General features: G+C 39.7%; 13 protein-coding genes. 5 read left to right on the forward strand and 8 right to left on the reverse strand.

Translation table 11 applies throughout. The features are described 5' to 3' along the window. Nucleotides 1-299: 299 nt before the first annotated feature. Complete coding sequence (locus MOB01S_RS01425) at nt 300-884, forward strand: hypothetical protein (RefSeq protein ID WP_066800503.1); 585 nt, start codon at nt 300-302, stop codon at nt 882-884. A 60-nt stretch (nt 885-944) separates the two neighbouring features. Here the strand turns inward: MOB01S_RS01425 and MOB01S_RS01430 are convergent, their stop codons facing one another. Beyond that, entirely contained in the window at nt 945-1943 is a 999-nt protein-coding gene (locus MOB01S_RS01430; protein WP_066800506.1) for a porin, read from the reverse strand. Nucleotides 1944-2384: 441 nt separating this feature from the next. Between MOB01S_RS01430 and MOB01S_RS01435 the strand changes: the two genes are divergently transcribed. Beyond that, the gene (locus MOB01S_RS01435; protein ID WP_066800509.1) at nt 2385-3053 is read left to right on the forward strand and encodes a MiaE family protein; all 669 of its coding nucleotides are present in this window, start codon (nt 2385-2387) and stop codon (nt 3051-3053) included. Between the two features lie 150 nt (nt 3054-3203). Here the strand turns inward: MOB01S_RS01435 and MOB01S_RS01440 are convergent, their stop codons facing one another. From MOB01S_RS01440 to uvrA, 6 genes are all read right to left on the reverse strand, one after another. After that, complete coding sequence (locus tag MOB01S_RS01440) at nt 3204-4733, reverse strand: fumarate hydratase (protein ID WP_439646409.1); 1530 nt, start codon at nt 4731-4733, stop codon at nt 3204-3206. 255 nt (nt 4734-4988) lie between these two features. After that, the gene (locus MOB01S_RS01445) at nt 4989-6137 is read right to left on the reverse strand and encodes an AAA family ATPase (protein ID WP_066800514.1); all 1149 of its coding nucleotides are present in this window, start codon (nt 6135-6137) and stop codon (nt 4989-4991) included. 57 nt (nt 6138-6194) lie between these two features. Then, the gene (locus MOB01S_RS01450) at nt 6195-6953 is read right to left on the reverse strand and encodes a tRNA threonylcarbamoyladenosine dehydratase (protein ID WP_066800517.1); all 759 of its coding nucleotides are present in this window, start codon (nt 6951-6953) and stop codon (nt 6195-6197) included. 114 nt (nt 6954-7067) lie between these two features. Beyond that, nucleotides 7068-7922 carry a TatD family hydrolase gene (locus MOB01S_RS01455; RefSeq protein ID WP_066800521.1) on the reverse strand — a complete coding sequence of 285 codons (855 nt, stop codon included), beginning with the start codon at nt 7920-7922 and terminating at the stop codon, nt 7068-7070. A 75-nt stretch (nt 7923-7997) separates the two neighbouring features. Continuing rightward, nucleotides 7998-8882: an NTF2 fold immunity protein gene (locus tag MOB01S_RS01460; protein ID WP_066800523.1), complete on the reverse strand. Its 885-nt coding sequence runs from the start codon at nt 8880-8882 to the stop codon at nt 7998-8000. Further along, nucleotides 8882-11740, reverse strand: coding sequence for an excinuclease ABC subunit UvrA (gene uvrA / locus MOB01S_RS01465; RefSeq protein ID WP_066800525.1), 2859 nt, complete (start codon nt 11738-11740; stop codon nt 8882-8884). Before uvrA ends, MOB01S_RS01460 begins: the two co-directional genes overlap by 1 nt. Nucleotides 11741-11868: 128 nt before the next feature. Here uvrA and MOB01S_RS01470 point away from each other — a divergent pair, with 128 nt between their 5' ends. The 3 genes from MOB01S_RS01470 to MOB01S_RS01480 are packed head-to-tail and all read left to right on the forward strand — an operon-like array spanning nt 11869 to nt 15462. Further along, entirely contained in the window at nt 11869-12807 is a 939-nt protein-coding gene (locus MOB01S_RS01470; protein WP_066800529.1) for a glycosyltransferase family 2 protein, read from the forward strand. 3 nt (nt 12808-12810) lie between these two features. Beyond that, nucleotides 12811-13269, forward strand: coding sequence for a hypothetical protein (locus MOB01S_RS01475; RefSeq protein WP_066800536.1), 459 nt, complete (start codon nt 12811-12813; stop codon nt 13267-13269). Nucleotides 13270-13320: 51 nt separating this feature from the next. Further along, on the forward strand, nt 13321-15462 hold the full coding sequence (locus MOB01S_RS01480; protein WP_066800538.1) for a DUF4132 domain-containing protein: 2142 nt from the start codon (nt 13321-13323) through the stop codon (nt 15460-15462). A 44-nt stretch (nt 15463-15506) separates the two neighbouring features. Here MOB01S_RS01480 and MOB01S_RS01485 read toward each other — a convergent pair whose 3' ends face one another. Further along, nucleotides 15507-15974 (reverse strand): META domain-containing protein, encoded by a 468-nt coding sequence (locus MOB01S_RS01485; protein ID WP_066800540.1) that lies wholly within the window; start codon nt 15972-15974, stop codon nt 15507-15509. Between the last annotated feature and the right edge of the window lie 118 nt (nt 15975-16092).

The following is a 16092-nucleotide window of genomic DNA, read 5'->3' on the forward strand; positions in this document are numbered from 1 at the left end:
TTGACTATATAACAACATTTTTTATACACCCAACCAATTTTAAACATGAGAATTGTTTGGTGCATTAAAAAGCTGATAGTGATTTTGCAAAATTGGGCGGTTTTTGATAGAATTTATCAATCAAAATTCACCAATAAAATTACTGTTTATTTATCATTACCACAACTTTATTTTTACTACAAACTTATCAGGGCAAACGTCATTCGCTCCATACTTGATTTAAAATTTGTGGTAATTTTAAAATCATATAGGCATAAAACAAACCCACACTCACACACCATTTATTTCAAAAGGTTATTATGAAATCCCTAATCATACCAATCATGGCGATAACTCTCATTGCCTGCGACAAATCCGCCACCGAACACAATCTTGCCCCACTGGGCGAACCCATCTCCACCGCCCAACATGACACCAATGCTCACAACCCTCACGATTTAAAGGCATTGGCAGAAGAACTGGGCAAAAATGACGACACACCAACCATTGACATCAAACCCATCACCACCGCAGATGGTAAAGTCCAACTTGATTGGTCACTGATTGACACCAAAGAACCCAAAGCAGACCTCACAACCTATAACTACCCCATCGCCCTAGACAGTCAAGCCATCAAAAACTATGCCAAAGCCTACAACATCAGCGACAAACAAGCACAGCACAGCATTGTAGTAGGTATGGCAAGCCCCGAAGTACTAGGTAAAATCCTAGACCAACTCAAAAACGGTGAATATCTAAGCCACCATCTGACAGACGGTGCTGACATGACACTGGTTATCACCACCACGCCTAACGTTGTGAGTGAACGTCATGACTATGTATTTGCAGATAATTTTGGACGTGGCTTGGTATTGCCTGTGGTGATTGAACCCAAAAAACCTTGATATTTTTAATATCATAAAAAAATCCGCCCAAATTGAGAGGATTTTTTCAAGGCAATTAGATTAGAATTTGTATTCTAGACCTGCACCCACGCCATAGGCTTTCTCAGTAGCAAAACCAGTGGCTTTGTCTTGTAGGTAAGCACCATATAGGTGACCTGTGGTTGCTTTGTTAAAGCTGTACTCACCACCAACGGCAAGACGACTTCTTTCAGCGTCTGTACCATCAAAGTTGTCTACAAAATCAGCTTGGGCATAAGTGGTCCAAGGAGTTTGGGCAATCTTATATTTACCAGAAACAGTAAAGGCATTTTCTTTTTTACTGTCTTTACCAAATTGGGTGTTTTGATATAAAGCACCTAGGGTGATTTGTGGGTTTAGAGCGTAAGCACCGCTTAGGCGAGCCGCTCTAAAATCACCCGCCGCTTGGATATAGCTTAGACCACCCATATATGGAGCACCATTTGGCTCATATTTGACACCAACGCCAAAACCATCACGACCATCGCCCAAACCACCATCTTTCTTTTCATCTAGGGCATACATTGCCATAAATTGTAGACCATTAAAGGTTGGTGAGAAGTAGGCAAATGCGTTGTTGGCACGTGGACCATCAAAACTGGCTAGTACATTGTCACCACCAATCACACCACCTTTGGTTACGTTGGCGTAGTTGACGTAGTCATCAATCGTAGTCAAACGACCAGCAACGGCAGTACCAAAACGCTTGTGAGATAGACCTAGATAGGTATCACGAGCGTAGAATTGGTTTTTGGCATTGCCCTCATCATCATAGTTGGTCTTAGCATCAATATCAATACCATACTCCAATTGGTATAGCAAATCAATCTCTTTGGTAAGTTTTTCAGAACCTTTAAAGCCGATACGTGAGGTATTTGAGTTCAGCTGGGTGCGAGTCTCAACGCCATCACCCTCTTTGGCGGCATCATTGCCGTCTTGGACATCAAGGGTCAAAAATGCTTTACCATAAACGGTAGGGGCAGCGTGAACGGCTGTGATAGATAAAACAGCAACTGCTGACGCTAAAAGTAGTTTTTTCATGGGTTTCTCCACTTACATTTAGGTGATTGGGTTGCTTACGCTGACACCCAACTGTGACAAAATCACTTGTTAAAGTTCTTATTCGCATTATATCCATCACACTTAATATGATGTTACAATTAAGAATAAATCCTATTTGATAACATCAACCAACATCATTAAATGGGTAATAGAGCATAATACTTCCCTAATAGAATACCAATTTTGACATAATTTGCAACACCTTTTATCATAAATTTTGTAAAAATAACTAAAAATTTTCTATAATTTATTGATTTTTCAAGAAGTTGTTAATTAAAAATTTTTAAAAAAAATCTACACTTTTAAGGTGTTTTTTGGCAAAATCAAAAACCAATTATCATCATTTTTGTGTTTTTGGTTGTTGCATTTTGGTTTTATGATACAATAATTAACATACATATCACCCAGAGTATATTTGTCATGACCCACATTCTATCAGAAGACAACCTACAAGTCATCGCCACAAATGCCAAAGCCAAGACTGACATTAGCCACATTCATGCCTTTTTGGGAGCAAAAACTTCCCAAAAGTGGCTCGATGTCGCCAAAGACAACCTACCCCTACTCATGCAAGACCACGCCAACTGTGAGAAAAAGGCAGCAGGGACGGCGATGAATTTGATTTTTCGTTATGAATTTCACCGTGACTTACAAGAAAAATTGGCTCAACTTGTGCGTGAAGAAATGCTCCACTATGAACAAGTGCTAGAACTGATGACCGAACGTGGCATTGCATGGTCGCACCTACCAGCAGGTCGCTACGCCAAAGGATTATTTAAACACAAACGCACCTATGAGCCTGCCAGTATGATTGATACACTGATTATTGGTGCATTCATCGAGGCACGTTCATGCGAACGTTTTTCAGCACTGGCTGATGTGATAGATGATGAAAAACTTGCCAAATACTATAAATACCTACTAAAATCCGAAAGTCGTCATTATGAGGATTATCTAGCACTGGCTCAATCCATTACTGACGAATCTATTGACGAACGTGTGGCATTTTTTAAGGAAGTGGAATCAGAACTCATCAGCAGTCCAGACAGTGAGTTGCGTTTTCATAGTGGCGTGCCTGATTTTGTGTGAGTGATGTTCACATTCATATCAGTATGCCACCATTCTCAAATTTGTTTAATTATTTGATTTTATTAAATTGCGATGTATCCTTACAAGCCCATATCAACTTCTAGGGCTTAATAATAAAAACCCAAACCATAAAGTTTGGGTTTTTTTAAATTAGCTTTCAACCACAGGGATTTTACCGATTTTGGCTTGCCAAATCTTAGGGGCGGTGGCGTGTACTGACACACCATTACTATCTACCGCCACAGTAACAGGCATATCTTTGACTTCAAATTCATAAATCGCCTCCATGCCAAGCTCAGGGAATGCCACCACTTTGGCAGATTTAATGGCTTTTGACACCAAATACGCCGAACCGCCCACCGCCATAAGATAGACTGCCTTATTGTCAGCAATGGCTTCACAAGCGATTTTGCCTCGCTCTGATTTGCCAATCATACCCAAAAGTCCAGTTTGTTCAAGCATTTGGCGAGTAAATTTATCCATGCGTGTGGCAGTAGTCGGTCCTGCTGGTCCCACCACCTCATCACGCACAGGGTCTACTGGACCGACATAGTAGATGAGCTTATTGGTAAAGTCCACAGGCAACTTTTCACCGTTATTTAGCATGTCGGTCATGCGTTTGTGAGCGGCGTCTCGTCCTGTGTAGATTTTACCATTTAACAACAACACATCACCTGTCTGCCATGTCGCCACTTCTTCTTTGGTGAGTGTATCTACATTGACTCGCTTGCCATTGTCTGGGCTATAAGTAATGTCAGGATAAACATCTAGGCTTGGCGGGTCAAGCTGTACCGCCCCACTACCATCTAACTCAAAATGCACATGACGAGTGGCAGCACAGTTGGGAATCATCGCCACAGGCTTAGAGGCAGCGTGTGTGGGATAGTCTAGGATTTTTACATCTAGTACGGTGGTGAGACCACCCAGACCTTGAGCCCCAATGCCCAATGCGTTTACTTTTTCAAAGATTTCAAGGCGTAATTTTTCGGTGGTGGAAAGCTCTGCACCACTTTGTGCTTTTTCTTTTAGTTCATGAATATCAATATGACTCATCAAACTTTCTTTGGCAAGAAGTGTGGCTTTCTCTGGCGTACCACCAATACCAATACCTAAAATACCCGGTGGGCACCAACCCGCCCCCATTTCTGGTAGCGACTTTAACACCCACGCCACAATGTCATCAGAGGGGTTTAGCATGGCAAGTTTGGATTTGTTCTCACTACCGCCCCCTTTGGCAGCACAGGTAACTTCCACTTTGTCGCCTGCCACGATTTCCATATGAATCACCGCAGGGGTGTTGTCTTTGGTGTTGGTACGCTTACCAGCAGGGTCAGCAAGCACAGACGCACGCAAGGTATTGTCAGGGTGCGTATAGGCACGGCGAACACCTTCGTTGACCATGTCCGCCACACTCATGTCGGTATCCCACTGCACATTCATGCCCACCTTCAAAAAGACGGTGGCAATCCCTGTGTCTTGGCAAATGGGACGTTTGCCTTCTGCACACATACGGCTATTAACCAAAATCTGAGTCATGGCGTCCTTGGCGGCAGGATTTTCTTCCTTTTCTAGAGCCTCAATCAATGCTTTGATATAGTCAGTGGGGTGATAGTAGCTGATGTACTGAAAAGCATCGGCAATAGAGGCGATAAAATCCTCTTTTTTGATGATAGTCATGATATTTTCCTTTTGGCTGGCTAAAAAGCTGGCTGATTAAATACTGACAAGCGGTGTCATTAGATTTCCTGCAATATGAGCTTGTTTGACCCAAGCAAAATCAAAAGGGCAAAAAACCGTTATGGTTTGACTTGTCTCACCGTGAACGGTTTTTTAACTTTATAGTTTTGCAGGAGGTTTATTGTAGCACAAATAATACCGCTTTTAAATATTTTCATCAAATTATAAAATGAAAATGATTATAATTTATATAAAAAATCACACAAATCCAAAACCGACTTTTTTATCATCAAGGGTTTTAAATTCTTTTTCATCAATATTGGTTAATTCTGCCAATGTCATGGTTTTATCAACCTCTTTATTTTGCCCAACGGATTTTAAATAGGCATGACATTTATCTATTGACAATTTATCAAATTTATACTCGGCAATCAATCGCCCACGTCTCAACAACGCATGGTCAATTTCCATCAAATCAGCATTAAAAGTACAAATAAATTGACATTCTAAGACATCGGATAATATCCCATCAGCGATATTTAGGATAATGCCCACCACATCAGTCTGATTGCCGCCACCCACTCGCTCGGCGATATAATTTTCACAGTCCTCTAAGACCAATACCGAATTTTTACGCTCAATAAGCATACTCATAAATTCAGGTTTGGCAAGCTCGCCAATCATGTTGTTTGGCACAAAGATAAAATCTTTGTCAGGGATTTGGGCAGTAAGCCATTTGATATAATTGGTTTTGCCTGTGCCTGCCAAACCGTGCAATAACACCACACCCTTTTTAGTTTTGGATAAACCTTCTTGTATTTTGCCATGTACAGGTAAAAAGTCATCATTATACATGGTATTTAAATCAAGTGCGTAAGGTTTGATACCCTGATGTTTAAACACCAAATCCTGACCTTCTTTTAATAGTAATAAAATTTTACTTTCTTGGGAAATATATTTTTCCAAATAATTATTAAAAAAATCACGAATATTAGTTAGAGAGTTTTCATCTCTAGGGTCATAAAAAATGTGTTCAACTCTCAATAATCCAGATTCAAAAATCGTTTTATCATATTCATTGCTCAAATCTTCGCTTGCTACAATAAAAAGCTGGTATTTTTCATAAAAATAACACACTTCACGCTCATAAAAACGGCGATTGGCTTTATCAAAACCCACAGGGTGATAATCAGTACATTTAACAAAATCTACCAATTTGTCTTTTTTCATCACCATATCATCAAAATAGACATTGGGAAATAGAGAGTTTAATAGATTGTAATAAGGACTGTCAGAAGGAATTACTTCTCGGTCTAAATCTTGGGCAACAATCTGGTATTGGTTATCTACATATATTTGATTAAAAATCTTTTTGGGTTGATAGTGTTTGGATTGTAAAATCTTCATTTTTTCATCACCTTATATAAATCAATTGAATTATAACATATTGATTGGCAAAGACAATCATTGTTTGCCAATCATCTTTAAACACTCTGCCACCATGACCATGCCCACCGTACTTGTTACCGATACTGCCGAACCATAACCGCCACAATTTAGCCCACTCTCACAAGCATTGGCAAGTTTTAAAGGTTCACTAGAATAAACGCATTTCATGCCGAATTTATGTTTTAAATCACGGTTGATATTTTTATCTTTGAGATTTTGGCGTAATTTGGCAAGTAATGGGTCTTGATAAACATCTTTTAAATCACTAACCTTTATTTGTAGTGGGTCAACTTTACCACCTGCCCCACCTGATATGATGAGTTTGACTTTATTAAACCGACAATATAGAGCAATCGCAAGTTTGGCATTCATGTCGTCTGTACAATCTAATATCACAAGCGATTTGTTATTAGTTTTATACTCATTTATCATATTAGTATTTGGTAATAAATCTGTGATATTGTCAGGCGTAATAAATTCATCAATCATGTGTATTTTAACATCTGGGTTAATGCCAATTGCCCTTTGTTTCATTATCTCAATCTTAGCCTCCCCAAATGTATCGGTAAGTGCAGGTAATTGGCGATTGACATTACTCTCCACCAGCACGTCCATATCAATCAGCGTCATCTGCCCAATGCCTGTGCGTGCCAAGCCTTCTACCACCCACGAACCTACGCCACCCACGCCAATCACATATACATGAGCGTTGGCAAATTTATCAAAATCATCACCATATAGTGTGCGTGTACCTGTAAATCTACGATTATTCATATATCGCCTTTTTATATCAAATCATTAGAAATAATAAACCGTTCATGATGAGCTTGTCGAACCATTGAACGGTTTTCTTTCACCCTTCGACTTAGCTCAGGGCGAACGGAAAACCTATTTTGCAATCATTTTATCAGAATATGCAAAATTTGTTTTTAATGCGTCATTGCTATTTTGCCACAGTTCATAAGATAATTTTTCTTTATCCATATCAAACAAAACTGATAATTCATTAATGACGTGAATTAAATTTTTAGGCTCATTAAAATAGTTATCTCCATGCTGGCATGGCAGAGGCATCATATCAGGGCAATCTGTTTCTATCACAAATGATGATATGCCGTATTTGTCATAAACAGTTTTGACGGCTTGGCGTAATTTTTTGGCATTAGGGTTGGTAATCTGCCCTGTAATGCCAATTTTAAATCCCATTTTGACAAATGAAAGTGCCTCATTTTCGCCACCACTAAAACTATGAGCGATGCCACCTTGATTATTGGCATTGTATTTTTGTGTTTTTAAAATTTTTAATACATCAGCATGTGATTTACGAATATGTAATAAAATGGGCAAATCATATTGTTTAGAAAACTGTATTTGCTCTATAAAAAAATGTTTTTGTTTTTCATAAATCATCTCATCTTTTAATTCATTAGGGTAAGTATCAAGACCAATCTCACCAATAGCGATATTTGGATAACTTTTTAAATAATTATCCAAAACAATCAAATCATCATCACCATGCTCACGGATATACAAAGGGTGCAAGCCACACGCCAAATGATGAATGATGGGATAATGTGTATCGGCATATTGTTTGATATTTACCATTCTATCAAAATATCTTGCTAAATAGCCAATTAATACCAAATGACGCACGCCATTGTGATAAGCGGACGTATTAAATTCATCTCGCCTGTCGTCATATTCTGGTACATCAAAATGGGTATGGGTGTCAAATAAATACATCGCATTCCTAAGTGTCTTAATATATTTTAACAAAAAATGCTAGGGGTTTTTAAAAAAATTTCTTGCCCACACCAGCTATGGCGTATATGATACCCATTTATAATCAAATTTAGTTTGCATTTTATCAAACAACCACAAATCGTCTGCTTGGCGAATGCACAAAAAGCGGTGGGGTGTATCCTGCCCATCTTCGGTATAAAGATAAATGCGATTTTTGCTGACATATTCACTATCTACAATTTTATGCTCTTGATAACTACCGCCACTTTGTAAATGCATTCTTTGAGTATTGTGCCAACTTTTGGTAAAAAATTGCCGATAAATCTCTGTGCTTTTTTGTATCATTTCATCATTAAAATCTGGCTCGGCAAGTGCTTCCCAAGAATGCACCGCCTCAAAAAACGCCAATAACTGTGCGGTAACTTTTGCCAAATCATCGGCATTGACAGCGGTTTTGTTCTTTTTGGCAAATTCACGCTGCGTTTGGCGAAACTCTTTTAATTGTTTGCCCAAAAATTGCCCGCCCCGAGCAACAGGGCGAATGTGTGGGTGCTTGGCAAGTGTCAAAAGCCCTTGCCAAGTGATTTTTGTGCCTTCAATCAAAAAAGCAGTCATATTGGGAATTTGAGCAATCAAAGGTAAAATCTCATCATCAAGGCTTGTATTTTCCACCCAAATGACCGCCAATTTTTTATGCCCTGCAAAATGACAAAACCCTTGCCCTGTAATCGCAGTTTTATTCACAAACAACAGTTTTAATTTGGGGAATGTTGCCAAATATTCTAAGGCTTTATCAGTAATTTGTGTGCCAATTAAATTGACATTCACAATCTGCTTGGTAACGATATTTTGACAAAGATATAAAATGTCATCATCAGTAATGGGCATATTTTCAAAGTTAATATTATAAGTATTAACCAATCCATCTTTTTTGGCTTTTTCCAAATCAAATGATGACATTACTTTTTCTCCGTTAAAACATTCTTTAAAAATCTACCTGTATGCGACCGCTCATCATCTGCCACCGCCTCTGGCGTGCCAGTTGCCACAATCTGACCACCGCCATCACCGCCTTCATAGCCTAAGTCCACCACCCAATCGGCGGTTTTTATTACATCTAAATTATGCTCAATCACCACCACCGTATTGCCACGGTCTCGCAGGGTGTGTAGGATTTTTAAAAGTTTGGCAATGTCTTCAAAATGCAGTCCTGTGGTGGGTTCATCTAGGATATACAGCGTTGCCCCTGTGTCTCTTTTGGCAAGTTCTTTGGCAAGTTTGACCCTTTGGGCTTCGCCACCAGAGAGTGTGGTTGCCGATTGCCCCAAGCGAATATAATCCAAACCCACTTCCGCTAAGGCTTGCAGTCTTCTATGAATGGCTGGAATCGCCTCAAAAAATGCCAAAGCCTCTTCCACCGTCATATCCAGCACATCAGAGATGGATTTGCCCTTGTATTTGACCTCTAAGGTTTCACGGTTGTAGCGTTTGCCATTACAGGCATCGCACGGTACATACATATCAGGCAAAAAATGCATTTCCACCTTAATCATACCATCGCCTTGACATACTTCACAGCGACCGCCTTTGACATTAAAACTAAACCGCCCTGCCTTATAGCCCCTCGCCCTTGCGTCTTCGGTTTGGGTATATAAATCTCTGATTAGGGTAAATACGCCTGTATAAGTGGCTGGGTTACTTCTTGGCGTTCTGCCAATCGGCGATTGGTCAATGTCCACCATCTTATCCAAATAGTCAAGCCCACTGATTTTATCATAAGGTTCTGCGGTCAGCGTGGTGGCATTGTTCAAAGCCGTTGCCGCAAGGGGCATTAGCGTGCGATTGATTAAGGTGGACTTGCCAGAGCCTGATACGCCTGTGATACAAGTCATTGTTCCCAAAGGAATTTTTAAATCTACATTTTTTAAATTATTGCCCCTTGCCCCCAAAAGTTCCAAAAACGCAGGGACTAATTTACCCTTTTTTTCAATTTTCATTGCTGGATGGCGAACTTTTGGAATGTCAATTTTTTTAATCCCTGCCAAATATTGCCCTGTCAAGGAATTTGGGTTTTTGGCAATCTCATCGGCTGTCCCTGTGGCAATCACTTTTCCGCCGTGCACGCCTGCCCCCACGCCAATGTCCACCACAAAATCGGCACTTCTGATGGCATCTTCATCGTGCTCTACCACCACCACCGTATTGCCCAAATCTCGCAAATGGGTCAAAGTTTCAATCAAGCGGTCATTATCCCTTTGGTGCAGACCAATGGACGGCTCATCAAGCACATACATCACGCCCATCAAGCCTGCCCCAATTTGACTGGCTAGGCGAATCCGCTGGGCTTCACCGCCCGACAAGGTCTCCGCACTTCTTGCCAAAGTCAAATAATCTAAGCCCACCTTGTTCAAAAAGCCAAGCCGTTCACGAATTTCCTTAAAAATCTTATCGGCAATCTCGCCCTTATGCCCACTTAATTGTAAATCTTGATAGTATTCAAAGGCTTGTCCAAGTGGCATTTTGATAATATCGCCCACACCCTTGCCGTCCACTTGCACACTTCTGGCAATTTCGTTTAGTCGCACGCCATCACAAGCATCGCAAGTGGTATCCGATAGGTATTTGGCAAGCTCGTCCTTGACAAGCTGGCTTGTGGTGCTGTGATAACGGCGTTCAAAATAGGGCAAAATCCCTTCAAAGGGGGTGTCTTTACTGACCTTTTTACCTCGTTCATCGGTAAAGGTAAGGGGGACTTTTTCCTTGCCAGAACCTTGCAAAATCAAGGCTTGCACTTTTTTGGGCAAGTTTTGCCAAGGCTTATCCATATCAATGTCAAAATGCTGGCAAACTTGGGTCAATAGGTTAAAATAATAAGCGTGGGTCTTATCCCAACCAACAATCGCCCCTTGATTGAGCGACTTTTCAGGAAAGGCGACAATCTTATCAGCACTAAAAAACGAGCGTTTGCCAAGCCCATCACAAGCAGGGCAAGCTCCGTGTGGGTTGTTAAAGCTAAACAAGCGTGGTTCAAGCTCGCCCACCGCCCTATCACAAATGGGGCAGGCGTGTTTGGCGGACAAAATCTGCTCTGCCCCATCGTCCAAATGGTGCAAAATGGCAATGTCGCCACCCAATTTTAACGCGGTTTCTAGGCTTTCGGATAAACGATTGCCCAAATCGGTGCGGACTTTGAACCTATCTACCACCACCTCAATGGTGTGTTTGTAAGTTTTTGCCAAAGTGGGCAAATCGTCTGTATCGTAGATAGTGCCATCAATCCTAACCTTGGTAAAGCCTTGTGCCAAAAGCCCATCAAGCAGGGCGGTATGTTCGCCCTTTCGCTCTTTGACAATGGGGGCTAAAATCATAAGCTTGGTATCAAGGGGTTTTGCCAAAATCAAATCCACCATTTCAGAAACCGTTTGGGCGGTCATTGGGGCGTTGTGTTCTGGACAAAAAGGCGTGCCAACCCTTGCAAACAAAAGCCTTAGATAATCATACACTTCGGTAATTGTGCCAACGGTGGAACGAGGGTTATGGCTGGTGGATTTTTGTTCAATGGCAATGGCTGGACTAAGTCCATCAATGCTATCCACATCAGGCTTTTCCATTTGCGATAAAAACTGGCGAGCATAGGCGGACAGGCTTTCTACATAACGGCGTTGCCCTTCGGCATACAAGGTATCAAAGGCAAGGGACGATTTGCCAGAACCTGACAGCCCTGTGATAACCACCAATTTGTCTCGTGGAATGTCAAGGTCAATGTTTTTTAGGTTGTGGGTTCTTGCCCCACGAATAGAAATAAAATCGTGTGCCATGGTATTTTGCCCATAAAATAGATATTTCCTAAATGGGGACGAATGATAACTTTAAAAGAAAGTATCCTAAATTTATGCTACAATACTTAGATTCACTCAACATTTGTAACAAATTTTGGGATATTTCCATGACCCACCCCACCTCAACCGTTGCTGTTGTTACTGCCACCATTGGACGAGATGACTTGCTTAAAGCCATAAAAAGCGTACAAGCACAAACTTATCCATGCAAACATTATATTTTTGTGGACGGTGAACAATTTCATGACAAAGTAAAAAATCTACTCAAAGATGATTATCCTGATGTTGTTGTAACTTATCTACCAATGAATACAGGGGCAAATAAAATGTATAATTCTTACATTAATGCCATCGCTCCTTTTTTGGTTAAAGAAGATATTATTTGTTATCTTGATGATGATAATTGGTATGATAAGGAGCATGTTGAAAGTTTGGTATCATATATGGATAAATATCAGGCAGATTATGGGTATAGTTTACGTTATTTTGTCAACGGTAATGATATTTGGAAAGATAACACAGAATCATTGGGGTTTTGGTATATTAATCCAAAAGATTTAGTACCCAGTGCATTTGTGTGGAAAAATAACACTTATCAAGTACCCCATGGTATAGATAATTATCCAAATGCTCCTTATCTCATTGATGTCAACTGCTATGCCATTAGACGACACTTGGCAATTGACTTAGCAAAATCATGGGCAGCTATTGGTCTTAGTAATGACCGAGTGATTGCCAATATTCTCATCCAATACAATTTTAAAGGCATTTGCACCAGCAAACGCACGGTATATTATCAGTACGCTATACCCTTCAATATCAACTTAGAATTAATGGCTGACATTGTAGGTTTGGATTACCCTTTTACAATCAGTCAAGAAGAAATCTCTCAACTCAAACTTAGCCTATCTATCCACACCAACAACCATGCAATTGAACCTTACTACCACCAAAAATACGGCACAGACCACCTGCCTTGGGAGAGACCTACTTTGCGTGAACACGGCACACTCACTCCCATACCAGACCTATATGATAAGGAGTAAATCATGTACCGCCTAGATATTTTTGACGAAACGATGTTTGCCACACCCATTTTTGCGATGTCGCTTCATCTGTCTCACACACAGACCACCGCCAAAGAGCTATTAAAAGCACGCATTAAACAAGACTGTGAGACTGCCAATATACAAAATGAGCAATCTTATCAAACCAAACAAACCCAGCTACTTGCCCAATATGAGCAAAAATTAGGCGAATTGACCGAACATGAAAAAAGATTAAATGGCGAAAAACTTCCCAAATCCTTTACCAATCCTGTCCCAAAAACCCAATTACGAGATTGGCAAGAAGAATTTGATAAAGCAGTCAAATCATTTTTAAATAATGGTTTTATTTTAATTATTGATGATAAGCAAATCACCGATTTGGACGCACCTTTACACATCAAATCCGATGATACTTCCAAATTAACTTTTTTGCAATTAATTCCCTTGCAAGGGGGCTGATTTAATCAATAAAAAGTAAATTTTACCCAATTTTTAAATAAGGAAACTTCTATGGAAAAACTTGCCCCAGAATTAGAACCAATTGTTATGAGCGGTGAAGCGTGGACAGATAAACTGTTAGAATTAATTGAAACCCTACCTACCGAAAAACAAACCGCTTGGCAACAATTATCCGTTTTTGCTCGCACTTGCGACAAACCGAAACCAACTGGAAAATGGTTAAAAGAAGCCAAGCCTTTATTAGAAATTGTTGGTTTGGAAAATTTTAATGAATTTTTGGTACAATCTTTAAAGGAAATTAGTAAACCTGCTACCAGAAAATATTATAAAGATGAATATGGCTATGCTACCATCGAGCAACTTGCCGATGAAAATGGCGAGCCAATGGACTTAGATGAATTACCAGAATTGCGTAAAGAATTATCTTGGTACGGAAAAGCATGGGGAAATTATAGAATTTGGTGTTTGGGTAGCTCAGAGCAATTTAATCCCTACAACGCCCTAACCCTAAAAGGCTTTTTATGGTGTATTTTGATTAGCGACCCCACAGGCGATGATTTGGCTCATACCGTTGCCAAAGTTGCCGATGCCAGTCTTAAAAAAGTGGCTGGTATTGGCGTAAAAGAAATTAAACTGGCGAATACCAGCGTTTATGTATTATCGCAAATGACCAACCAAAGTGCCTTATCCGCTTTGGTATTTTTGGATAGCACCGTAACCTTTAAAACCACCCTCGCCCAAATCAAAAAAGCCCTAAATACCGTTGCCGAGCGGTTAAATTTATCCTTTGATGATTTATTGGAAATTGGTATTCCAACTTTTGGTTTACAAAATGTGGGAGAACGGATTGAACAATGGGGCGAAACAACTGTAACAATCCATATTGATGATACAGGTTCGGTCTTAAAATTTAGCAAAAATGGCAAAAACCTAAAATCCGCCCCTACTGATGTCAAAACCAATTTTGCCGATGAATTAAAACAATTTAAAGCCTTTATCAAAGACATTGATAAAAATATCAGTGCCATTAATACACGCCTTGATAATTTGATGATTAGCAAAAAATCGTGGACTGGCGATATTTGGCAAGAGCGTTATTTAAATCACCCTTTAACAGGCACAGTAGCAAGACGATTGGTGTGGGTGATTGATGGCGTGCCTGCCTTTTTTAATGAGGGGCAGATGTGTGATATTGATGACAAAGTGGCAAAGATTAAATCAGATAGCGTGATTAAATTGTTTCACCCCATTGATTTTGAAGTAGAAATGGTATTAAATTGGCGTGAAAAATTATTTGCCAAAAATATCAAACAGCCCTTTAAGCAAGTTTGGCGAGAAGTTTATATTTTGACCGATGCGGAGCGAAAAACCCACCATTATTCCAACCGTTTTGCAGGGCATATTTTAAAACAACATCAATTAAATCAATTAGCCAAATTGCGTGGGTGGGAGGCGATATTGCGTATTTCTGCCGATGCTGATTTTCCCGCCCCACATCGCAATTTGACGGAATATGGATTGCGTAGCGAATATTGGGTGCATAATATTGGCGATGAATATGGCGTGGATACCACCGAAGCGGGGGCGTATTTGCGAGTCAGCACCGACCAATTACGCTTTTATCCGATAGACTCGCCTGTTAATTCATCGCATGTCAGTCATGGGCATTTTTCAAGCCGTTGGGGAAAAGATGCCGATAATGGTCTGCCCCTAGAAAGCATTGCCCCAAAAGTTTTGTCCGAGATTATGCGTGATGTGGATTTGTTTGTGGGGGTAGCAAGCATTGGCAATGACCCAACTTGGGCAGATGGCGGAGCAAGTGGGGCATTTAGAGACTATTGGCAAAGTTATGGTTTTGGCGATTTAAGTCAAACCGCCAAAAGCCGTGCCGAATATCTCAAACTCATCATTCCACGCCTAAATATCGCTGACAAATTGAGTATTGATGGTAAATTTTTAATCGTACAAGGTAAAGTTCGTACCTATAAAATTCATCTAGGGTCAAGCAATATCCTAATGCTCCCCAATGACCAATATCTATGTATCATTCCAAGCAATAAAAAGAGTGATGAGGTGAATTTGGATTTTAGTGGCGATAGAGTTTTTAGCTTGATTTTGAGTAAAGCAATGCTTCTTGTCAATGATGATAAAATCAAAGATGAAGTGATTTTAAAGCAAATTCATCATAAATAATAATATTAAATACCCCATTTAGATAAATGGGGTATTTAATTGAGTCATTTGATTTTATTTAAAATAAAATCATTATCATTACTACTGATTTTCATATAAACATCTTGTGTGCCTTTTTGTTTTTCTAGCACAATATTACCTTTTAATAACTGCGTTGCCAAATTATCAATATCCATCAGTGGATTCTCACACATCATGCGAGTAGAAATTGGTGAACCTATTTGCAATATACTGTTTTGAATTTGATAATTGGCACGCAGATTATTACAGCCATTAATGACAGATACTTGGTTGTTTTCAAATTTTAAAATCAGTGGTTTGTTTTTATTGCCCTTAATGTCATTATCCATAAGTTGCCAAGAACCTGTCAGGTTTTCATGAGTGATGGTTATAGGCTGATATAGATTCAATTGAGGGGTGTTTGTGGTATTTAAGTGAGGAGTGATACTAGGTTGGCAAGCAGTCATCATGGCGATACCTACAATCGGTAAAACAAGTTTTAATGATTTCATACATTTATCCTACATGAATCCAAACAAATCTAAAATGGCACGTTTACATTATACAAAATAAAGGTTGCAGTTTTGTATCTTTTTTATGGTTTTGTGATGTTTTATTATATACTAACCG

Origin of the sequence: Moraxella oblonga NBRC 102422, assembly GCF_001598275.1 — a bacterium.
In the GTDB taxonomy this organism is placed as follows: domain Bacteria; phylum Pseudomonadota; class Gammaproteobacteria; order Pseudomonadales; family Moraxellaceae; genus Moraxella; species Moraxella oblonga.

Coding starts and splice junctions, on each gene's coding strand:
- MOB01S_RS01425 (WP_066800503.1), top strand. CDS start 300: ATGAAATCCCTAATCATACCAATCATGGCGATAACTCTCATTGCCTGC.
- MOB01S_RS01430 (WP_066800506.1), bottom strand. CDS start 1,943: ATGAAAAAACTACTTTTAGCGTCAGCAGTTGCTGTTTTATCTATCACA.
- MOB01S_RS01435 (WP_066800509.1), top strand. CDS start 2,385: ATGACCCACATTCTATCAGAAGACAACCTACAAGTCATCGCCACAAAT.
- MOB01S_RS01445 (WP_066800514.1), bottom strand. CDS start 6,137: ATGAAGATTTTACAATCCAAACACTATCAACCCAAAAAGATTTTTAAT.
- MOB01S_RS01450 (WP_066800517.1), bottom strand. CDS start 6,953: ATGAATAATCGTAGATTTACAGGTACACGCACACTATATGGTGATGAT.
- MOB01S_RS01455 (WP_066800521.1), bottom strand. CDS start 7,922: ATGTATTTATTTGACACCCATACCCATTTTGATGTACCAGAATATGAC.
- MOB01S_RS01460 (WP_066800523.1), bottom strand. CDS start 8,882: ATGTCATCATTTGATTTGGAAAAAGCCAAAAAAGATGGATTGGTTAAT.
- uvrA (WP_066800525.1), bottom strand. CDS start 11,740: ATGGCACACGATTTTATTTCTATTCGTGGGGCAAGAACCCACAACCTA.
- MOB01S_RS01470 (WP_066800529.1), top strand. CDS start 11,869: ATGACCCACCCCACCTCAACCGTTGCTGTTGTTACTGCCACCATTGGA.
- MOB01S_RS01475 (WP_066800536.1), top strand. CDS start 12,811: ATGTACCGCCTAGATATTTTTGACGAAACGATGTTTGCCACACCCATT.
- MOB01S_RS01480 (WP_066800538.1), top strand. CDS start 13,321: ATGGAAAAACTTGCCCCAGAATTAGAACCAATTGTTATGAGCGGTGAA.
- MOB01S_RS01485 (WP_066800540.1), bottom strand. CDS start 15,974: ATGAAATCATTAAAACTTGTTTTACCGATTGTAGGTATCGCCATGATG.